The sequence below is a fragment of the Labrys sp. ALF-8 genome (assembly GCF_059699065.1).
The window spans coordinates 1,925,598-1,946,614 of sequence record NZ_AP048537.1; the positions used below are offsets into that span (position 1 = coordinate 1,925,598).

A 21,017-nucleotide genomic window follows, 5' to 3' on the forward strand; every position below is an offset into this window, starting at 1 on the left:
TCCGTCGATCAGCCCGATCGACTTGAAACTGGTTAAAGAATATCGGCGGGGCGCTCGCCAGAGGCGCAGCGGCGGGCCGTGAGAATCGGCACCACCAATTTACCAGATCGCCCGCGGTTTTCTCGGATTTTCATGGTGCGCGCCTTCGACATCTGTTCGGACAACAGCCGTTCCTGCAAGAGGCGAGCCGACGACCAACCCCCAAGACAAATGCCGGCGGCTGCGGATCGAATATCGATCAGCGCGCCGCTGCTTCACCGACCTCTTCGAGCCACGGCACGCCTCGTCCGGGTGCGGCCGCTGTCGGCAATTCCGTAAGCCGCAGGCTATTGAGCGCAACGGAGCCGGAACTGGCGAGCATGGCGAGTGCGGCCATGGACGGTGAAAGCAAGCCGGTCATAGCAAAGGGAATGGCCACCATATTGTAGATGACAGCAAGGCCGAGATTTTGCCGGGTGATGGAGACCGTGTGCCGTGAAAGACCGACCGCGGAAAGGAGCCGGCCGATGCCGCCCTGAACGATGACGACATCTGCCGTCTGGGCAGCGGCACTATGGGCGCCCGAAACGGAGATCCCGCAATCGGCTGCGGCCAGCGCCGGCGCATCGTTGACCCCATCGCCGACGAACAGGACGGGTCCGGGTTCGGCTTTGACGAGTTCGGCCTTCTCGATCGGCGTGCAGCCATGGCGGACCCGGCCGGCTGGAATGCCGAGTGCGTCCGCGACCCGTAGCGTCGGACCTGCGGCGTCACCGGACGCGATCCAAACGGTGATGCCCGCCTTCTGAAGGCGAGCCACGGTGCTACGTGCCTCCGCCGTCGCCGTGTCGGTGAGACCGATCGTACCGATGACGATGCCGTCGCGCTGCACGGCAAGCGTCGTGAGGCCATCGTCTCGTTCCGCTCCATGCAAGACGATGCGGTGCCCCTCGGCATCATCGGCTTCGGCGCCTCGCTCATGGCGGGTCCCCCCATCTCCTTCCTCCCGGCCATGCCGCTCGACAATCGCGCGCGCCAGTGGATGGTCGATGCCGGTTTCGGCGAGCGCCGCCAGCCGCAGCACGCCATCTTCTGTCCATCCGGGCGCGGCATCGACCGAAACCACCGAGGGGCGACCGGTGGTGAGCGTGCCTGTCTTGTCGAAGATGGCAGTCGCCGGCCGGGCGAGCGCCTCGAAAGCGATGGGATCGCGCAGGCGCAAGCCGAGCTTTGCCGCAATGCCGGCAGCGCGCGCCTGTGCAAGGGGTGAGGCGATAGACAAGGCGCAGGGGCAGGCGGCGGCGAGCACGGTCAGGCCTCTGATGATGGCGTCCGACGCGGCCACGCCGACAATTGTCGCGCCGGCGATCGTCGCCATCGCGAGGGCCGGGATGATCCAGCTCAGTACCGAGGCCATCCGATCGGCTCGCGACGCCGCCGTACCGCGTTGCGCGAGCTCCAACGCGATCGCTCCGCCCATGCGGTCGAGGTCGCGATCGCCAAAGGCGCGATCCACCGAGACGACGATGCGGCGTTGCAGATTGACCGACCCTGCCTCGACGCGCTGCCCGATGCCAACGGAGATGGCGCGACTTTCCCCGGTTAGGACCGACCGGTTAATGAGACTGCTTCCTTCCCGAACGATACCGTCTACGCCGACGGTCGAGCCCGCATCGACGAGAACGAGGTCACCGATTGCGATGTTGTTGCTCGCCATGAGATCGTCGCCGGAGGCGGTCCGCCGGATGACCGTTTCGATGGAAGCATCCTCGAGCGCCTTCAGGGCATCGATCGCGCTGCGGCGTGTCAGGAGATCGACGAGCCGACCGACGAGCAGGAGTGTGATCAGCATCGTCGCTGTGTCGAAATACACATGCGAGGAACCCGACGCGAGCGACACGATCGAAAGAAGGAAGGCGCCGCCGGCGCCGAGCGCGATCATCAGGTCCATGCCCGGCGCGCGCAGGCCAATCGATCGCACGGCCATCCAGAAGATGCCGGCTCCGGCCCAGACGACCACCGGCAGGGCCAGCAGACCGGAGCTGAGCGCGATCCACCACGCGACGTCCGGATCGAGAACGGAGACATAGAGCACGACGGCAAGCGCCATCGACCACATCCCCGACATGACGGCGACGGCAAGGCGCAGCGACAGACGGCTGATATCGGCTGTGAGGATCGCCGAGAGCTCTTCGGGCCGGTGGCGGTCGATCAGCCTGTAGCCGGCGCGGGAGACGGCAGCAGCAATGGCGTCAACGGAGAGCCGCTCCGCGTTCCAATCGACCAGCATCGACGCGGTCAGGTGATGCACCCCGACGGCGCGGACCCCTTCAAGCCGGCTGATCTGCCGTTCCAGACCGCGCGCGCAGCCGCCACAGGCCATGCCGCTGATGCCGAACAGCCGGCGCAAGGCGCTCAGTCCACGGCGCCGACCGGGCGCTCGGGATCCGGCGTGCCGACGCCGAGTAGCACGCCGTTGACGGTCTGACCGTAGTAGATCTGATCGCCATCATGATACTGCTTGCGCGTTTCCTCGATTGTCTTGCCCTTCTGTCTCGCATCCTTCGGGCGCTCGAAGCTGTTGATGTAGGCGGCGACGTCCCAGGCGTCCTGATCGGTCAGCCGACCGGGCTGCGACAACGGCATGTTGTGCTTGATGAAAGCGGCCGCAGTATCGATGCGCGCCATGCCGGCACCCCAATTGTAGGAACTGGCGCCCCAGAGCGGCGGGAAGACATAGCGCCCGTTGATATCCTTTTGGCCCTGTCCGTCACCGCCATGGCAGACGGCGCAATTGGCCGCGAACACCTGCGCGCCGCGTTCTGGGGAGTAACCGAGCTCCGTCTTGGCGACCTTGCCGAAGCCGACGCCTTCTAGCTCCTTGTTCGTCGGCGCGTTAGTGGCCAGCCAGAAGAAATAGCTTTCGAGGTCGCGATAGATGTCGTCGCCATGCGGCGGCGGGCCGCCCTTGACCGAGTGCTGGGCATTCATCGAGAAAGTGAAGCAGCCCTGGACACGGTCTTCCATTGTGTTGATCTGCTTATTCTTCGACCGGTATTTCGGGTACTGCACCCAGGCGGCCCACATCGGCGCCGAGAAGGGCTGGCGGCCGGCGCCGAGATGGCAGTTCGAACAGGACAGGCCATTGCCGACATATTGCGAGGCGTTGGTCGATGTGTTCATGAAGATCGCCTGACCGCGTCGGACAGCGGCACCGAACTGATCGTTCGGGATCTGGTCGTCGGTCGGAGGCTGGAAGAAGCCGGCGGTCGCGTGGCCAGCCTTATCCTCCGCCGCGTGTCGCCCCGGAATGAAACCACTCTCATAGGCGAGTGCGCCGAGCGCGGCGACGATCAGACCCGCTCCGGCGGAATGGATCCACATTTTCGCGATGCGTCCCTTCTCGGGATCGGCGGGTTTTGCACTGACGCTTTCTGCTGGCTCCGTCATGGCCGTTCTCCGATCTTTGCAATCTGTGCGTCTTCTCCTGCCGGAACGGGGGGAAGCGAGGCGAGATAGTCTGCGACCGCCCTGCGATCGGCATCGGAGAGCGCGCGGGAAATCCGTCCCATCAGGTCGAGTGAGGAATTGTTGCGCTGTCCGCCGATCCAGGCGGCGAGCTGGCTTGCCGTGTAGGAGGCATGCTGGGCGGCGAGCGCGGGAAACTCCGGCGAGACGCCGAAGCCGGATGGTCCGTGACAGGAAAAGCAGGCTGGCACGTTGCGGCTCCAGTCGCCATGCAGCGCCAACGCCTCGCCGCGCGCGAGATCGCCGCCGAGTTCCGGTTTGGCGTTCGAAGGTACGCGCAGGCCGGCATAGTATTCGCCGAGCTGGCGCTTCTCTTCGTCGGTCAGCGACGCCACGACGATCTTCATGGATTCGTTCTGGCGACGTCCGCTATGGAAATCGTCGATTTGCTTGACGATGTAATCGGCGGGAAGGCCCGCAAGACGCGGGACGTTTTCCTTGCCCTGGCCGAGATCGCCGTGACAGCTCGCGCAGGCCCATTGCTCTCCGCGCCCTGTGAAGATCAACGCGGACACCTCCGCGCTCAGCGAGACGGCGGTTTGCGCCACGAAAGGCGGCTGGCTGCCGAAAGCAATGCCGGTGGCGGAGGCGATCTCGGCCCCGCCCTTGAAGCTGCCCTTGTCCGCGACAGCGCCGCGAAGCTTCGCGACGGCCGCCGCTTCCATCGTCTCGGAGGACTTGCCGAAGCGGTGTGCCACATAGGTCGCGAGTTCACCAAGCTCGACATTGGTCAACACGCTGGCGAAGCTCGGCATGTGGCCGTTGAAATTGTGGTCGCCAACGCGGATCGGTCCGTCGATGCCGCGCAGCAGGATCGTCGACACCAGCTCGGGGCCTTGCGCGACGAAGGCGGAGCCGGCAAGCGGGGGGATAGCGCCGCGCACGCCCATGCCATCGGCCTGGTGGCATGTCGAGCAGCGGGCGACGAAGAGGGCGGAGCCCGGCTCAGTGCCGGCGCCCGTCGCCAGACGGCTTTCCGCGATGCGCTCATCGCGGGCTGCCGCAACATCCTCGCGTGTGTCGAACAGCGTCGCCGCGCCCCAGATGCCAAGGCCGATGGCGATAGCGATCAGCGGCCAGGGCATCTTGCCGTGAAGCTCGTAGGGCTCGAAATTCTCGTCGGGCCGTCCGGCCTCGTCTTTGCGGGGAGATTTGTCAGCCGTCATCGCGCGCCCTCCTGACGGTTGTAGCCGTCGTCGCGCAGCGCGTTGGCGGGTGCGGGATATGTCCGGTCGAGGGATTGCAGATAAGCCGTCAGGTCGAGCGCTTCCTGCCTGGCGATCACGACGCCGGATCTGGGCGCATATTCCGACGGCAGGGCGACGACGACGTCGCCGGGCGCGGCCGCGTCCTTTTCCTCGAACAGAAAGGGATAGGCCGGCATGATGCTCCACCCGAAAATGGCACGCGGCTGATAGAGATGGGTCAGATGCCAATCGCGCGAAGGAAGGCGCGCGCCGACATTGAGGAGGTCCGGGCCGGTGCGCATCGTGCCGAGCTGATGCGGCTGGTCATAGGTGTAGTCGGCCGCGATGGCCGGCCTGCCCCAGCCGCGCACGCCGTCCGGCGCCTGGTCGGGCGAGCGCGGCTGCTGGCTGTGACAGTAGACGCAGCCGAGCGACACGTAGACCTCGCGCCCGCGCAACTGCTGTTCAGTATAGGGCTTCAGCTCCGGCGGGATGTCGTGCCGGCTGATCTGGATGCCGGGCGCGATGACGAGCATGAGGGTCGCGAAAGCGAGAATGCCGAGGGCCAGGACGGAGAGTGGAAGATACTTGTTCATTCTGCGGGCACCACCGTTGCGGCTGCCGTTGCCCGGCGGGGAAGAAGGATCGCGGCGACGTTGATGGCGAAGACGATATGGCCGAGCGTCATCAGGCTGCCGCCGACGCTGCGGGCTTCCAGATAGGGGATGGTGACCGTCACGCTGTCGGAGAACGGACGGGTCGCGTCGAGCATGGCCAGGCCCTGGAGCACGCCGCCGATCGAAAGCCCGAAGAAGTAGATCGCGAAACCGACGACGATCAGCCAGAAATGCGCGTTGATGAGCGCCGGCCACGGAAAGGCCCGGCCTGTCATGCGCGGCAGCATGTGATAGGCGGCGCCGAACATGACGATGGTCACGAAGGCATAGGCGCCGAGATGGGCGTGGCCGACGGTGTAATGCGTGAAATGCGTGACGGTGTTGATCGAGCGCAGCGCCTCCGTCGACCCCTGGAACGAGGCAAGCGTGTACATCACCGCGCCGAAGGAGATGAAGCGCAGCGGCAGCGACTCCTTCAGCGCCCAGAGATTGCGTGCGACCGTCACATGCTGGTTGATGGCGACCGCGATCACCGGAATGAACATCATCACCGAATGGACGATCGAGAGTGTCACGACCCAGGTGGGCACCGGTCCGCCAATCAGATGATGGATGCCCACCTGGCTGTAAAAGAGCGCGAGGCCCCAGAACCCAAGCAATGAGACGGAATAGGAATAGATCGGCTTGCCGATGATCTTCGGAATGAAGTAGTAGGCCGTGCCGACCCCGAGAGGCGTCAGCCAGAGCCCCAGCACATTATGGGCGAACCACCAGTTCACGGTGGCTTCCTCGACGCCCGAATGGATGTAGGGGATGTTGGCGATGACGAAGAGACAGGGAAACCAGAGAATACCCGCCAGGAAGTACCAGCCGGACACATAGATGTGGTGCACTTGCCGGGCGATCGTCGTCTTGACGAGGGGAACGACGAAGAACACGCCGGCGAGCGCCAGCAGCATGTCGAGCTGCCAGGGGATTTCCAGCCATTCCTCGCCGTCGGTCCAGCCGTTGGCGATCGCAAGCGCCCCGAGACAGACGGCGATGTTCCAGAGGATCGCGCCGATGATCGGCAGCCGGGGCGCGCGCAACGGCGTGTGAAAGATGCGCGGCAGGATCCAGATCATCGAGGCCACGCCCATCTGCGAGAGCCAGCCGTATATGACGAGGTTGAGGTGCAGGGTGCGGACGCGGCCGAAGGTCAGCGGCGCATAGGCCGAAAGCCAGTCGGGCCAGTGCAGCTTCAGCGAGGCGATCAGGCCAAAGGTCGAGCCGACGATAAGCCAGAAGGTCGCCGCGACGAGAAGCACGGTGACAGGCTTGGTAGAAATGCGATCGATGCCGGCGGTGGCGGCGTCGAAATAATGGCGTCTGGCAGGCGAGTGCTCGGCATCGGGACTGTCGAGGTGCCCCTCATCGCCGGCCGCGAAAATGACCTTGGCATCTTCCTGGTCGAGCTTGAGCTGTTTGTTGCTGATCGCCCAGATCAGGAAGGCGAGCGCGAGCAGCGATACGCCGAAGCTCAACGCCAACAATAGCCCCATCGTCACCATGCGCTTGTCCCTCCCGCTCGCGTCCTGGCTCTTGCGGCAGGCACACAGGGTTCAGCGCTCGGAAACCAACCTTAAGGCAACCTTAAGGAATCGGGACAGCCGGCAGGAATTGAAGAGATTTTACCGCTTATCGTCGGCGAATGGCGGGGGGAAGCGGCGATATCTGTTCGCCGCGACCACTTATGCCTCTTCATGCGGCCGCAGCACGGCCTGCGCTGTTGCGATCCACGCTGTTCAGACGTGTGCTTGTGAGCTGGAAATGGCCAACAGCCTGGTTGAGGACTTCGGTTTCTCCAAAGACGGAATGGACCGCTGCGGTCGTCTCCTCGACCATCGCGGCATTTTGCTGGGTCATCTGGTCCATCTGATTGACGGCGGTATTGATTTGCTGGAGGCCGACCGACTGTTCCTGAGACGAGGACACCATGGCTCTCACATTGTCGTTGATCTTCACGACGTGCTCGCCGATCTTCTGCAGCGCATCGCCGGCGCGGTTCACGAGCGCGACGCCCGCATGAACATGGGCGCCCGAGCGATCGAGTAGCGTCCTGATTTCGGCCGCGGCGCTTGCGGAGCGTTGGGCGAGCTCGCGGACCTCCTGGGCGACGACCGCAAAACCCTTGCCGGCTTCACCGGCGCGCGCGGCCTCGACCCCGGCATTGAGCGCCAGAAGATTGGTCTGGAATGCTATATCGTTGATCACATCGATGATCTGGGTCACCTGATTGGAGGATGCCTCAATCTCTCCCATCGCATCCACGGCCTCGCGGACGACGCGCTCGGACTGGCCGGCGACGGTAGTCGCTTCTCCAACCATCCGGCTGATATCCTCGGCCCTGTCATGCGCTTCCTTCACGGTTGCGGTGATCTCGTCGAGTGCGGCGGCGGTCTCTTCGAGCGATGCTGCCTGCTGTTCGGTTCGCCTTGCAAGGTTATCGCTGGAACCGCGTATTTCGGCGGTGCCATGCGCGATCGTTCGCGAGCTTCCGGCAATCGTGGCGAGCGCGGCTGAGAGACTGTCCACGGATCTGTTGAAATCGCTGCGCAGGGTTTCGAGCGAACCGAAGAACGGCTCATCGATCCGCACGGAAAGATCACCATGTGCCAAGGCTTCCAGGCCGTCACCAAGCGCGTCGATGGCTGTGCGAAGATGCCGAGCCTGCTCGGCCTTTTCGGCGTCCGTGCGGACACGCTCCTGCTCCGCAATCGCGCGGTTTTCATCGGCTTCCCGCTCAAGGTCGATATTGCGGAGGGCGGATGCGCGGAAGACGTCGACCGCCTGCGCCATCGATCCCACTTCGTCGGCGCGGCCCACAAAAGGCACTTCCGTTTCGAGTTCGCCTTTGGCGAGCAGGCCCATATAGTCGGTCATCCGGGCCAGCGGCCGATAGACTAGCGGTTTGCTGAGAAGCGAGATCACACCTGCAATGGCGAGCAAAAGAAGGAATACGCTGATAGCCGCCCAGCGGCCGGTCGCCTCGATCGCATTGTAGTTTGACCGGTCCACAGCAATAACAGCAAGGCCAATGGGCGTGCCGGAAAAGTCGTTCAACGGGAAGACAATGCTGGCATAGAGACCTGCGGTCTCCGGCATTGTTGTCAATGTGCTGCGCTTTCCAACCATGCTCTTAAGGTCGAGGGCTTTGGCCGGGTCCAATGCGGTTGGGAACGTCGTTCCGATCGGCTCCAGTCCTTTCTCGCCAAGCGCGAAGATGGCCGCGGGATGACTTGTGTTCCTGGTAAAGTCCTCGACGAATTCGCCATGCAGGCTCAGACCGAACTCCACAGATCCAAGGTGTGCGCCATGGCGTGAGATGGGAGCGAGGCCGCGAATACCGATACCGGCCTTGCCGCCTTCCAGGCCGCTCAGTTGCTGCCGATTGGCATTAACTTGAACGACCGTCTTTCGTAAGGCCGCGAGATCATCACCGAACGACGCCGGCTCGTGCACCCTGAAAAAGGACGTCGCCGGGGGGGTATGGAACTGGAACTGGCGGACGTCGTATTCATTCTTCAGTGCATTGAACGCGCCGGAGAATTGGCGTTCGAGCAAGCCCCTGTCTCCGGTTGCCAGTGCCTCCTTGCTCACCTGTTGCTCTGCAACGAAAAGAGCAAGCATGGTCGCCGATCGCTGTGACGCCGTCAGTTCGGACTGAAACTCGCTTTGCACGCTGGCAAGCTTGTCCTGCATTGCTTGGCTGACGAAACGAGTGCTGAGCATGTAAATCGTGCCCGCGACGGCGATAGCGGATATCACGGCTCCCCCGAAAAGGAGCGCGTTGAATTTCGTGCTGATTGTCAATTTCATGATGCAGCTTCCCCCTGTGCAGCAAGCAAACGACTGATGTGATGAAGGATTGCGCCGGGTCAGCTTCAAGCATCATGCTTAGTCTGGACAGCCGCAGGCTTTGAGCCGACGGGTCGCATGCACCCACTATATTGTTGCCTGTTTATCGTTTCTGAAAGGTAAATGGGCAGGTTTGATACGATGGCCGTCGAAACATAGCAGCATCATCGGTTCAGCGATTCAGAAAAAACTAGATAGAAAGCGAGTCGAGACGGCCATTCCGAACCGTTCACGGTTGGCAGGAATACTAGCGAAAACCATGAACGCGGGCGGTTATGGTAAAAGATACAGAAAGGGTATCGCTATGAAACCGGTCCCGCTTCAGTATCGGGCGTCCTTGGGCTTTTTGACGCCTTTCCAGTCGTTGACCTTGCCGGCAAAATCAGGCCTCGGCATGTGGGTGAAGAATTCCGCGACATCGACGGCATCCTGATCCGACAGCACCCCGCCTGCCCCGAGCGGCGCCTCCAGATGCATGGCCGGTGGCATGGCGTATTTGACGAATTGCGCCGCCTTATAGGTACGGGCAAGGCCTGCGCCGATGTTAAACGATTCATCCCCCCAAAGCGGTGGGAAGATGTAATCTCCGGCCTGATCCTTCATGCCCTGGCCGTTGGCGCCATGGCAGGAGGCGCACTGGGCGGCGTAGATCGTCCTTCCCCTCTCGGGATCGGGCACCAGGCTCTCGTCGATCGGCCCGGCGTTGCGCACGGCGGTCTTGTCGCCTTTCACCACGCCCTGGCGCAGCCAGTCCATATAGGCGAGCATCGCATGCATCTCGGTGCTGTCTGCGCCGAGTGGCTTGCCGTTCATCGAGCGCTGGAAGCAGCCGTTGATGCGCATGGTCAGATCGACCTCGCGGTTGGCGCGCGGATTGAAGGACGGATAGCTGTTGGTCGTGTTGATGTAGGGATTGGCGTCGGACAGCTTTCCCTGCGCCATGTGGCACGAATTGCAGTTAAGCCCGTTGCCGACATTGGCCGGAAGGAGGCGCGCGGTTTCGTTGAGAAGCCGCTGTCCAAGCCGGATGGCATCGGCGTTGCGTTCGGTCGCGATCGCACTATCCGCAGGAATTCGATAGTCGCCGATCCGCTTGCCGTTGCCGTCCAGCACCGCGATCGCGTCCACGGCCGGCGCGTCAAGTGTCGGCTCGTGCAGGAACGCGAATGCTCCTGCTGTCGCAGCGACCGCCACGATGGCAGCTCCGGTCAGTGTAAGGGAGCGCTTCTTCATTTTTGTTCTCCCGGAACGTAGTGTTTTGGTTTGCGCGCAATCTCGTGGCGCATGCGTGAGATGTCGGCTTCTTTGATCTCGCTGCCGTGATTGCCCCAGCCGTTGCGGATGAAGTTGAGGACGTCGGCGACCTCCCGGTTGGTCAGGCTGGCAAAACCCGGCATGGTGAAAGCCATCGTGTCGTGCGGGGTCTTCGGCATTCGCCCGCCGGCGAGTGTGACCTGAATGAGCGAGCTGGGATCGTCGGCGAACACCATCGAGTTGCCGGCGAGTGCAGGATAGATACGCGGCGCGCCTTTGCCGTCCATACGATGACAGATCGCACAATGCTCGACATAGGAGGTGGCGCCGGGGGCGCTGTAGTCGCCGGCCTTGAGCGCCGCGGTGGTGAGATCCTCCTTCGGTTGCCAGGTCGGGCTGCGACCGTCGCGAGCCTTCAGGGATTTTAGATAGGTCGCGATCGCCGTGAGGTCTTCGTTCGACAGGTGCTGCGTCGAGTGCTCGACGACATCCGACATCGAGCCAAAGGCGGCGGTCTTGTCGTTGCGTCCGGTCTTCAGGAAGTCGACGATCTCGGCGGTTGTCCATGTCGACAGGCCGGTGTCCTCGCTGCGCAGGTTTTTCGCGTACCAGCCCTCGAGAACCGAGCCTGACAAGAAGCGGCTGTTGTTGCCGTCGGCAAGCGCCGTCTCCTGAAACGCGATGCCGCGTGGCGTATGGCAGGCGCCGCAATGGGCTAGCCCCTCGACCAGATAGGCTCCGCGCTCAAGCTGCGGATCCGTGGCCGTCGTGGCGAAGTCGCGGGGCTGGGCGAAGGCGATCTGCCAATACGCAAGCGGCCAGCGCATGCTGAGCGGCCAGGGCATGGTTGTCGGCTGGTTATCCTGCCGGACCGCCGCGACGCTCGACATGAAGTAGGCGTAGAGCGCTTTGATGTCGTCGTCGCGGACGACGGCGTAGGACACGTAGGGCATGGCCGGGTAGAGATGCGTGCCATCCGGGCGGATCCCCTTGCGCACCGCCCGCTCGAAATCTCCGTAGCTGTAGCCGCCGATCCCCGTTTCCTTTTCAGGGGTGATGTTCGTGGAATAGATCGTGCCCATCGGGGTCTGCATGCCGAGCCCGCCCGCGAACGGTTTGCCGCCGGGGGCGGTGTGACAGGCGATGCAGTCTCCCGCATGGGCGAGATATTCGCCCTTCCGGATCAGGCTCGCGTCCGTGATATCGACAGACGCTTCGGTTTTTGGCTTGAACCAATAGGGAGTTGAAAGAGCGATTGCATATGACAGGCCAAGTCCGCATACGCCGGCAAATGCGAGTTTGAGCAACAGTTTCACGGCACGTTCCACAAATTTCTTTAATTATGTAACTATCCTCACACGCCTCCATTCCGCTTTGATTTCAATCAATGAGAACGGGGCCGTTTCAGCGCCTATGCGAAGGGGCGCAGCCGTCGAACGAGATCGCGCGCGGTCACGGACCCGACCGACCGGGTGCCGCTGTATTCGCGGCCGCTCTCGGTTTGGACTATGAAGAGCGTCGGCGGCCCGTCTGCACGCAGGTATCTGAGGAGCTCGCGGCTCGTCTGATCCATCCGGGTGACGTCGACCTTGATCAGCGCGATCCGTTGCATCGCGTGCTGGACATCGGGATCGGGCAGAATTTTCTGGTCGATCATCTTGCAGACGGCGCACCATTCCGCTCCGATGTCGACAAGTGCCGCCTGGTATTGCGGCGACAGCCGCGCCAGGGTCTCGTGATACTCGCGGAGGTTCGTGACAAGCGAAGATGCGGCGTTCGCGTCGGCCGCCAAGGCACCGACCGTCGCCATGGATAGCGCGCCCACAAGAAACTGACGCCGCGTTGCGACACCCTCAAGCTGTCGTGAGACCTTCTGGCGGCCCGCTGGTTTAGAAGCGCGGTCGCGGACCGTAACGTTTGTCCATTTCGTATGAGGCATGCAGGCTTCTCCGTTGTCGACGGCAACGGGAAGCTCCGGCCTTAAGGCAGGCTTAAGGTGGGGCTGGAGTTTCGGCTTTCTGAACTGAATGAATTCAGAAGGTTGAGAGACAATTGACGAACACCATGTTTACCGGCCCGATGGGCCGACGCGCGTTCCTGCTCGGAGCCAGCGCCTTGGCGCTGTCAGGCTGCGTTTCGACCCGCCAAACCGTTCCGACGATGGCGCCGGTCGCCGAGATCGAGCCGGAGCCGGTTGTCCCGCTCATGTACGCGGCGCTGCCGAACGAGCAATTTCCTATCCCCGAAGTCGATGTCTCCAAGGTCGACCAGAAATGGTGGCGAACCGAAGTAGACTATCCGACCGGCGAAAAGGTCGGGACGGTGGTCGTCGATACACCGAACCGTTATCTGTATCACGTCAGAGCGAACGGCCAGGCAACCCGGTATGGCGTGGGCGTCGGACGTGATGGGTTCGCCTGGGCCGGTCAGGGGCACATCGCATACAAGCGCGAATGGCCTCGTTGGCGTCCACCCAACGAAATGGTCGCGCGCCAGCCTGAACTGGAGCCGTATAGCATCGACAATGGCGGCATGCCTCCCGGCTTGAACAACCCGCTCGGCTCCCGGGCGCTCTATATTCATGAGGGCAACCGCGATACGATCTATCGCATCCATGGCACTCCCGAATTCTCTTCCATCGGGAAGTCGGTGTCCTCTGGTTGCATCCGCATGCTCAATCAGGATGTCATTCATCTCGCCGACAACGTTCGCGACGGCAGCGCTATTGTGGTCATCCCTGATCCGTCGATGTCGCATTTGCTGGTTGGCTAGCTGGGTTAGATGCCGAACGAAGTCGTCAGTTACGAAGTCGAGATGCGCGGCTATGCGTTGCACGCGAGCTACTTCGGGCCTCGGGACCGGTCGGCGTTGCTATTGCACGGCGGCGGCAACACCGCCTCCGCGGACATGTTCCCGCTTCGCGTCGATCTCGCCAAGCGCGGTGTTGGCACGCTGGCATTGGATCATCGGGGCCACGGCCTGACCGGCGGCGATGTGCAGGAGAGTTCGCTGGCGCTGAGAGTCGACGAAGCGCGAGCCGCAATCGAGTGGGTCCGGCCGCGCAATCTGCGTGGTGCGGTTTCCATGAGCATGGGAGGCTATGTGGCGGTCAGGTTGTCGCAAACCGTCTCGCTGAACGCCCTGGTCATGATCGCGCCGGCGATGTACGACCGCGTGGCGTTTGCGGCGCCCTTTGGCCCGGTGTTTTCGGCCATCATCCGGCGCCACGAGAGCTGGCGCGACAGCGATGCCTTCGACGTCCTGAGAGGCTTTGCGGGACGGGTGCTGGTTGTTGCGGGCGAAGACGATCGAACGATCCCGGCAGGCGTGATTGAGGCTTGCGCGCATGCAATGCCTTCCGACCGCTCCGCTCTGATCTCGCTACCCGGCGTCGATCACTACGTCATGAGCCGCCTGCGCGAGGGCCGGCCGATCGTCTGGCCGGGATCCTGAATCGAATGGCTGCGGCTCTTGTGGGAGACGATCAGGAATTTGCGGCCGCAGCGGGCGGTGCGGAAGCCTGAGCGGCGACGCGAAGATCAACATGCTCTGCCCCCATCGTCGGCAACGGCAGCGCGTCGTGCCTGGCCTTTTCGGCAACAAGATCGATCAGCGCAGACATTCCGGAATGGCCCGCTCCTTCCTCGATCACGCTGTCATGCGCGCGAAGGTGGCGGATTTCCCAATGCCCGAATGATCGGATCAGCAGGTCCTGCGTGTAAAGGTGATCGGGATCGCGCGGGCCGCCGGTGCCATAGGCGAGCTGTTCGACGCGATAGCCTTGCATGATCAGGAGACCACCCGGTCTCAGGCAAGTGTGGAAGCCTGCGAACATGGTCCGGCGCACTTCGGGGGGCGCGAACTGCACGAAGATCGCGACAACGAGATCGTAGGCTTCGGGCTCCCACTCCCATTCGGCGAGATCGGCAAGCACGGTCTGCAAGCTGGCGCCGCGACGTCGGGCGAGCTCGCGTGCCTTTGAAAGACCGACCGTCGAAGCATCGATGGACACGACGTCGAGGCCATGCTCGGCGAGCCAGACACCGTTGCGCCCCTCTCCATCGGCGACTGCCAGCGCCTTCATGCCCGGTTTCAGACGAAAAGCCTGAGAGGCGAGAAATGCGTTTGGCTCGGTTCCGAAGAGATAGTCGTCTCGTTCGAATCTGCGATCCCAGTTGTTCTCCATGGCGCTCGTCCCGGTGATTTGGATGGCTTCCGGCCCGAGGAGCCGGAAGCCTGTTCTTGTTGAGCGTGTCGTTTGTCGGCGCAGCTAGATCACGACAACTTTCGATCCTGTCGGCACACGGCGATAGAGGTCGATGACGTCCTGATTCATCATACGGATGCAGCCGGACGAAACGGCATGGCCGATCGTTTCCGGCTGGTTGGTGCCGTGAATACGGAACAGGGTGTCCTTGCCGTTCTTGAAGAGATAGAGCGCACGGGCACCGAGCGGATTGTTGGCTCCGCCCTGCATGCCGCCGGACCACTGGGCGTATTTCTCCGGCTCGCGCCTTATCATGTCCGGGGTCGGCGTCCACTTCGGCCATTCCTGCTTCCAGGCGATGTTGGCCGTCCCCGTGAATTCCATTCCCTCGCGGCCGACGCCGACGCCGTAACGCATTGCCTTGCCGCCCTCCTGAACGAGGTAGACGAAGCGGTTCTTCGTATCGACCACGATCGTGCCCGGCGGCTCGCTTGTGCGGTAGTCCACCTGCTGCCGGAGGTTCTTCGGATCGACGCGTGATGTGTCGATCGCCGCGACCGGAAACCTCTCATTCGTCTGGGCGGCATAGCTGGCGGCTGTCGCAGGCCGGTTTCGGTCAAGTGGCTGGGTAACAGCGGTTGTCGGCGTCGTCGTGGTGGTGCAACCGGCCGCGAGCAGGCTGAACAGGAAGGCGGAAAGCAATCCGCTCTTTTTTGATAGACTCATTTGGATTCACGCATCGTTGTCCGCGCTCCGGTCAGGGAGGGCGGATGGTTCAGGTTCGGGGTTAAGGGAACGGGCTGCCCGCCACCGGATCGGGCAGGCAGGCATCATGTCGAGCCTCCAAGCCTCTCGATGGCGGCGTTGAGCGCCTCGCGCGAGATCTCGCCCATGTGCATGGAGGCGAGTGTCCCGTCGGCTCTGAGGAACAGGGTGATGGGAAGTCCCATGCTTCCGTAATGGCGGGGGATCTGCATCGACTGGTCGAGCAGAACGCGATCGAGCTTGAGGTTTTCTTTCGCGAGATAGGCACGGATCGTTTCCGAGCCTTCGCCCTGATTGACGAACAGGAAGGCGACGTCGTCGCGGCTTGCTGCGACTTCCGCGAGCAGCGGCATTTCCCTGCGGCATGGCGGGCACCAGCTCGCCCAGAGATTGACGACAGCGGGTTTGCCGATCACGTCGCTGACCGCGAACGGAGGACCGTCCATTTGCTGAAGCGCGATTCTCGGGGCGGGCTGACCGAGCGTGGCCTGGGTGAGTTGGGTCACGCCGACCCACAGCACGAGGCTGAGGCCGAGGGCCCCTGCGGCAGCAAGCCCGGCCTTGAGCGAGCGGATGAAGAACACGCTGACGAGCAGCACGCCGACAAAGCCGGCAATCGGCTGGAAGCCGCCCTGCCAGAAGGCGAAGATCCGCATGGGCTCGGCCGCGAAGCTTTGCCAATGCAGCGCGACATGACCAAGGCGGGCAGCGACAAGGCCGCCGATTAGCGCCCAGGTCGACCATTGTCCGATGATGGGGTCGACGCGGCGCGCGAGGATCGACGTCGCGATCGTGAAGGTGAAGATGCCGAGAATGGCCGCGAATTGCTCCGAGGCGAAGACGAAAGGCCCGATCGCGATGGCGTTCATCGCACCGTCCCGGTCTTGTCGGACCCAATCTGCTCGACAGAGGCTTGCAAGGTCGCTTTGGTCACGTCTCCCACAAGCCGCGTTCCGGACGCCTCTCGCCCTTCGGGATCGACGAAGATCATCGTCGGCGGACCGACCACCTGAAGGCCCTGCATGATCTGCCGCTGTTCAGGCGTGTTGCCGCTGACATCGAGCTTGATGAGATTGAAGCGGGCGAGCGTGGACTGGACGGCGGGATCGGACAGGACGCTGCGGTCTATGACGGCGCAGGTAACGCACCAGTCCGCGGTGACGTAGAGCAGGCTCGGTTTACCGTTCCGTCCCGCGATTTCCGTCTGAAGCTCGGCGGGCGTGCCCGCGCTGCGGAAGGCAAGCGCTTCCGAAGAACCGGGAGCGCCTCCGGTTCCGGCCGCAAGGTTGGCGAGAGGCCGGAAGGGATCTCCGGCACCGCTGGCAGCCCCGACGGCCAGCACGATGCCATAGAGTGCAGCCGCGATGCCGGCGGCCTTCGCCGCCCGCCGCCGCCCCGAAGCATCCGGCCCGATCGTATCGAAGGCGCCCAGCCAGACCGCGAGACCGATCGCGAACAGCGCCCAGAGCGCAAGGCCCGCTTCTGCCGGGATGATGCGCGAGACCATCCAGATGGCGGTCGCCACGAAGACGAACCCGAACGCCTGCCGGACGACAGTCATCCACGCGCCTGCTTTGGGGAGGGCCTTCGGGCCGAGTGTGCCGAAGGCGATCAGGGGAATGCCCTTGCCCAGGCCAAGCGCGAAGAGGGATGCTGCTCCGAGCGCAACGTCGCCGGTCTGCGCGATGTAGATCAGCGCACCGGCCAGCGGCGCGGTCACGCAAGGCCCGACGATCAGCGCCGAGGTGAAGCCCAGCAGCCCGGCCGAGGCCAGCGAGCCGCGATTGCCCTGACCAAGCCGGCCGATGGCATTGACCCACGCCGATGGCAGTTGCAGTTCGAACAGCCCGAACATCGACAAGGCCAGCACGACGAAGAGGACGGAGACCGCGCCGATGGCGAGCGGCGACTGAAGCGCCATCTGCAAATTCTGCCCGGACCATGCCGCCGCCACGCCGAGCAGGCCGAACGCGCTCGCCATCGCCAGCACGTAGGCAAGCGAGAGGGTGAACCCCCTCAGCGCGGTGACGGACTCGCCCTGCCGCGCGATCGCTCCGGCAAGGATCGGGTACATCGGAAAGACGCATGGGGTGAAGGCGAGCAGCACGCCGAACAGCATGAAGCTTGCCAGAACCATTGCGACGCCGCCGTCCTTCAGCAGCGAACCGATCATGCCGCCATTGTCGGCCGCGATGGAAATGCCGGTCTCGTTTCCAGTCGCCGGCCCGCTCGCAGGAGTCGTGACTGCCCGGGTCGTCCACTCGCTCGCCTGCGTCGCCGGGGCGCGCTCCTCCGGATCGGTTACGGCAAGCGTCGTCGCATCGACATGGCGCACGATCGGCGGATAGCAGATGCCGTGGTCCTGGCATCCCTGATAGCGGACTTCGAGCGGAGCGGATGCCGAGGCATCAAGGGGAAGCACTGCGGCGACTTGATCGTGAAAGACGGTCGAGGGGCCGAAGGTCGGGTCGTCCTTGCTCTGGCCGTTCCCCTGGAGCTCGGGAACCGGAAGATCCGAGCCGCTGCGAGCGAAGCTGAATTTGTCCTGGTAAAGGTAGTATCCGGTAGCGATCGTCCATCGAATCTGGACGCTACCGTCATTTTGTCGTGTCGCCGAGAGTTTGAACGCCTGATCGACGGGAAGCGGCATTCCACCCGAAGACGTCACCTGCGCCGATGCCGGCGTGATCGACAGCGCTGCAAACGCCATGATCATGGCCGCGAGGATGACGGACCAGACAGTTCTTGAAGGCAATGCACGCTCCCGCTTGACGTTACGACGGCGGGAGAGGTCGGATCGGCAGCTTAAGGCAGACTTAAGGGCATCTTTATTCGTTGGATGTAGGAAAACCCCGCCGAAACGCCTAGAGCGGCCCGAACAGGGCTTCCAGAGCGGCTCCTCGAGGTGCACCGCTCTGAAGGATCAGCTCGCCATCGCTACCTCGCGCGACGAGGCCGGGCGTACCGCTAAAGCCAAGCCGCCTCATCAGCTCGACATTGCTGGTGAGCTTGGTGTTGGTTTCCGGCGAGATCTTTGCCAGCGGGGCAATCCCGCCGGAGCCGTGGTTCATCTCGTTTTGCGTCAGGGCGGCTTGCGGATCGGCAGCTTCGATGATCGCGGCTGCCTTCGCGGCCGAGTCTGCCCGGATCACACCCACCATGACGTGGCGAAGCTGGACCTTGCCGGCCTCCACCCATGGCCGCGCCGAACGCCACAACTCATTGCAGAAAGGGCAATTGGCGTCCGTGAACGCGTAGACGACGCGCTCCGCATTCGGATTGCCGTCCTGAACCCAGGCCGCGGCTTCAAGCGCTCCCCAGGCCTCCCGCTGCATCGGCTCGCTCGTTGCCTGCTTCAACGCGGCGTCGGCAACAGAATCGCCCTTGGCATCGATCAGGGTGCCGATAAGCGCATAATTGGCGTCGGGCATGATGTAGACGGCCAGCGGCTGCGTGCCTGAGCTCGCGGCATAGGCCTGCAATCCGCCCGGCACCTCCAGGGGGCCGTGGATAGTCAGGCCCTGGCTCTTCAGCGACGCAAGGATCGCCTCGGAGTTGCTTGCCGTCTTTGACGAGACTGTTTCAGTATTGTCGTTGCAGCCGGCGAGCATCGTTGCGAGCGCGATGGCGGGTAGAAGCTTTTTCATTCGTGAGGCACCAGTCGATGTTATGGACAGATCAGCATGTTTGCTGCCTTTTGCCTGCGAGCTTAAGGCAGCATTAAGCGCCGCCGCGGCGTTTGCCGTCACGAGCCGTCCACCAGAGAATAGATGTCTTTCCTGAACTGCGCCGGCCCCGCCGGAACGCCCCAGGCGGTGATGTAGACGAAGTGGACCGGAACGGGATTGGTGATCGCGACGTCCCGGCGCTGACCATTGGTCAGGAATTCCGCGACGGTCTCGGTAGACCAGCCCGGCGTATCCTTGAGCAGCCAGGTCACGAATTCCGGAATACGCTGGACCCTGACGCAGCCGGACGAGTGAAAACGGCTGGCATCGCCGAACAGGCCGGGGTCGGGCGTGTCGTGAAGATAGACCGAATGTTGATTGGCGAAGTTGATGCGGACGCGTCCAAGGGCATTGCGGCTCCCCGGCTCCTGCCGGAATACGTAGTTGGTCGCCTCGTCGGTGCTCCAGTCGATGCTCGACGGCGACACCTCTTTCCAGTTGCCGGTGTAAATACGCATCCCCATACGCGTCAGGTAATCCGGGTCCCTGCGGATGATCGGGATGAGATCGCGGCGGATGATGCTTTTCGGCACATGCCAATAGGGATTGAAGTTGATCTCGTGGATCTTGCTCGAAAGCAGCGGCGTCGCGCGATTGGGCTGACCGACGACGGCCGACTGGCGAAGCACCACGGCGCCATCTTCGACCATCTCGATCTGCGCCGAGGGAACGTTGACTGTCACCTGGCGGCGATCGTCGACAAGAGCGGCCTGCAATCTGGGAATGTTCGCAGTGAGGCTCCGCGCCCTGTCTGCCGCCGGACGGTTGAGCGCCTCGAACGTGGCGGCGCCCGCCACCCCGTCCACGGTGAGGCCATGCCGCGCCTGAAATCTGCGAATGGCGGCGTCGACGAAGCTGTCGACGACGGTGCCGGGGCCATATTGCAGCGCCAGGTCGCCCGTCACAGCGAGGCGTTGGCGCAGCCAGGAAACGTCGTTGCCCTGCGCGCCAAGGGAAAGCCGTTGCGTGAACGGATAGGCCGGCCATCCGCCTTCCGCCGCCCAACCGGCGTAGGTTTCGGAGGCAATCCGCGTCGCGTGCAATGTCGTCGCCGAGAGCAGCGGCGTTTCCACGTCCTGCAGGCCATCCATACGGGCGCTTGCCGTGTCGAAGGCCCCCTCCCAGTCGCGAGCGGACGCAGTGGAGAAGGTCGCGGATGCCAGCCCGCCGATCAGAAGAGAGCGTCTGTCCAGCATCAAGTCCGTTTCCCCCTCGCTTCGAGAACTGCCTGGGCAAGGCCGGTTGGATCGAGGACACCACCATAGATCTTCGAACCGATGGCGAAGGACGGCGTGCCGGCCAGGCCGAATGCCTTGGCCATGCGGTCGTTGCGCGACAAGGTTTCGGCTACCGCTTCAGGTGAGTGAGCTGGCGTGAGACTTTTGACGCTGGCGTCCTCAAGCACTTCGATGACATCGTTCTCGGTAAGCCGCCCTTTCGTACCCATCAGCGCCTCGTGGGCGCGGCCATAGGCCTGCGGATCGAGCGCCAGAACGCGTTCGGCTGCGAACCGCGACGCTTCGCCAAAGATCGGCCAGTCGCGCATCATGAGGCGCAGATTGCCGTCCTCGCTGACCAACTTCTTGAGCTCGGGGTAGGTGCTTTTAAAAAACGGGCATTGATAGTCGAAGAACTCGACGATCGTGACGTCTCCATCCGGATTGCCGAGCACAGGCGTTACGGGATCGGAAAATACCTCCTCACGGGATGGCTGCTGGGCAACGACGCGCGTGACGGCCGCAGGGATCGCCAAGAGCGCGGCGGTGGAAATCAGAAAACATCGTCGTGACTGCATTCATTCAGTCCTCCGTGGGCTTTCGGACCGAAACGCAGTCGCAAGCTTAAGCTAGCCTTA

19 protein-coding genes are annotated in these 21,017 nt (G+C 63.2%); 2 read left to right on the forward strand and 17 right to left on the reverse strand.

Features of this window, described 5'->3' with window-relative positions:
• Positions 1-32: 32 nt before the first annotated feature.
• The 10 genes from AC6H34_RS08845 to AC6H34_RS08890 form a co-directional block, all read right to left on the reverse strand.
• Positions 33-164 carry a hypothetical protein gene (locus AC6H34_RS08845; protein ID WP_497538533.1) on the reverse strand — a complete coding sequence of 44 codons (132 nt, stop codon included), beginning with the start codon at positions 162-164 and terminating at the stop codon, positions 33-35.
• Positions 165-238: 74 nt separating this feature from the next.
• A complete protein-coding gene (locus AC6H34_RS08850; protein WP_497538534.1) occupies positions 239-2,389 on the reverse strand; it encodes a heavy metal translocating P-type ATPase in 2,151 nt (716 codons plus the stop codon).
• Between the two features lie 5 nt (positions 2,390-2,394).
• Entirely contained in the window at positions 2,395-3,429 is a 1,035-nt protein-coding gene (locus AC6H34_RS08855; RefSeq protein WP_497538535.1) for a c-type cytochrome, read from the reverse strand.
• Positions 3,426-4,673, reverse strand: a complete 1,248-nt coding sequence (locus AC6H34_RS08860; protein ID WP_497538536.1) for a c-type cytochrome — start codon at positions 4,671-4,673, stop codon at positions 3,426-3,428. The genes AC6H34_RS08855 and AC6H34_RS08860 overlap by 4 nt, the downstream gene beginning before the upstream one ends.
• Complete coding sequence (locus AC6H34_RS08865; protein ID WP_497538537.1) at positions 4,670-5,290, reverse strand: cbb3-type cytochrome c oxidase subunit II; 621 nt, start codon at positions 5,288-5,290, stop codon at positions 4,670-4,672. The genes AC6H34_RS08860 and AC6H34_RS08865 overlap by 4 nt, the downstream gene beginning before the upstream one ends.
• The gene (locus AC6H34_RS08870; protein WP_497538538.1) at positions 5,287-6,861 is read right to left on the reverse strand and encodes a cbb3-type cytochrome c oxidase subunit I; all 1,575 of its coding nucleotides are present in this window, start codon (positions 6,859-6,861) and stop codon (positions 5,287-5,289) included. Before AC6H34_RS08870 ends, AC6H34_RS08865 begins: the two co-directional genes overlap by 4 nt.
• A 190-nt stretch (positions 6,862-7,051) precedes the next feature.
• Positions 7,052-9,169: a methyl-accepting chemotaxis protein gene (locus AC6H34_RS08875; protein WP_497538539.1), complete on the reverse strand. Its 2,118-nt coding sequence runs from the start codon at positions 9,167-9,169 to the stop codon at positions 7,052-7,054.
• Between the two features lie 360 nt (positions 9,170-9,529).
• A complete protein-coding gene (locus AC6H34_RS08880) occupies positions 9,530-10,441 on the reverse strand; it encodes a c-type cytochrome (protein ID WP_497538540.1) in 912 nt (303 codons plus the stop codon).
• Positions 10,438-11,790: a c-type cytochrome gene (locus AC6H34_RS08885; protein WP_497538541.1), complete on the reverse strand. Its 1,353-nt coding sequence runs from the start codon at positions 11,788-11,790 to the stop codon at positions 10,438-10,440. The genes AC6H34_RS08880 and AC6H34_RS08885 overlap by 4 nt, the downstream gene beginning before the upstream one ends.
• A gap of 83 nt (positions 11,791-11,873) precedes the next feature.
• A complete protein-coding gene (locus AC6H34_RS08890; RefSeq protein WP_497538542.1) occupies positions 11,874-12,401 on the reverse strand; it encodes a thioredoxin family protein in 528 nt (175 codons plus the stop codon).
• A 125-nt stretch (positions 12,402-12,526) separates the two neighbouring features.
• On the opposite strand from AC6H34_RS08890, the gene AC6H34_RS08895 reads away from it, so the two are divergent.
• Together AC6H34_RS08895 and AC6H34_RS08900 are read left to right on the forward strand one after the other, a co-directional pair.
• Complete coding sequence (locus AC6H34_RS08895) at positions 12,527-13,234, forward strand: L,D-transpeptidase (RefSeq protein WP_497539863.1); 708 nt, start codon at positions 12,527-12,529, stop codon at positions 13,232-13,234.
• A 9-nt stretch (positions 13,235-13,243) separates the two neighbouring features.
• Positions 13,244-13,915, forward strand: coding sequence for an alpha/beta hydrolase (locus AC6H34_RS08900; protein ID WP_497538543.1), 672 nt, complete (start codon positions 13,244-13,246; stop codon positions 13,913-13,915).
• Positions 13,916-13,946: 31 nt separating this feature from the next.
• Here the strand turns inward: AC6H34_RS08900 and AC6H34_RS08905 are convergent, their stop codons facing one another.
• From AC6H34_RS08905 to AC6H34_RS08935, 7 genes are all read right to left on the reverse strand, one after another.
• Positions 13,947-14,546 (reverse strand): SAM-dependent methyltransferase, encoded by a 600-nt coding sequence (locus AC6H34_RS08905; RefSeq protein WP_497538544.1) that lies wholly within the window; start codon positions 14,544-14,546, stop codon positions 13,947-13,949.
• A 186-nt stretch (positions 14,547-14,732) separates the two neighbouring features.
• Complete coding sequence (locus AC6H34_RS08910) at positions 14,733-15,395, reverse strand: L,D-transpeptidase (protein ID WP_497538545.1); 663 nt, start codon at positions 15,393-15,395, stop codon at positions 14,733-14,735.
• 104 nt (positions 15,396-15,499) lie between these two features.
• Positions 15,500-16,303 (reverse strand): prolipoprotein diacylglyceryl transferase family protein, encoded by an 804-nt coding sequence (locus AC6H34_RS08915; protein ID WP_497538546.1) that lies wholly within the window; start codon positions 16,301-16,303, stop codon positions 15,500-15,502.
• Positions 16,300-18,189: a protein-disulfide reductase DsbD gene (gene dsbD, locus AC6H34_RS08920; protein WP_497538547.1), complete on the reverse strand. Its 1,890-nt coding sequence runs from the start codon at positions 18,187-18,189 to the stop codon at positions 16,300-16,302. Before dsbD ends, AC6H34_RS08915 begins: the two co-directional genes overlap by 4 nt.
• A 109-nt stretch (positions 18,190-18,298) precedes the next feature.
• Positions 18,299-19,183: a thiol:disulfide interchange protein DsbG gene (dsbG, locus tag AC6H34_RS08925; protein WP_497538548.1), complete on the reverse strand. Its 885-nt coding sequence runs from the start codon at positions 19,181-19,183 to the stop codon at positions 18,299-18,301.
• Positions 19,180-20,358: a L,D-transpeptidase family protein gene (locus AC6H34_RS08930; RefSeq protein WP_497538549.1), complete on the reverse strand. Its 1,179-nt coding sequence runs from the start codon at positions 20,356-20,358 to the stop codon at positions 19,180-19,182. Before AC6H34_RS08930 ends, dsbG begins: the two co-directional genes overlap by 4 nt.
• A complete protein-coding gene (locus AC6H34_RS08935; RefSeq protein ID WP_497538550.1) occupies positions 20,358-20,957 on the reverse strand; it encodes a DsbA family protein in 600 nt (199 codons plus the stop codon). The genes AC6H34_RS08930 and AC6H34_RS08935 overlap by 1 nt, the downstream gene beginning before the upstream one ends.
• Positions 20,958-21,017: the final 60 nt, after the last annotated feature.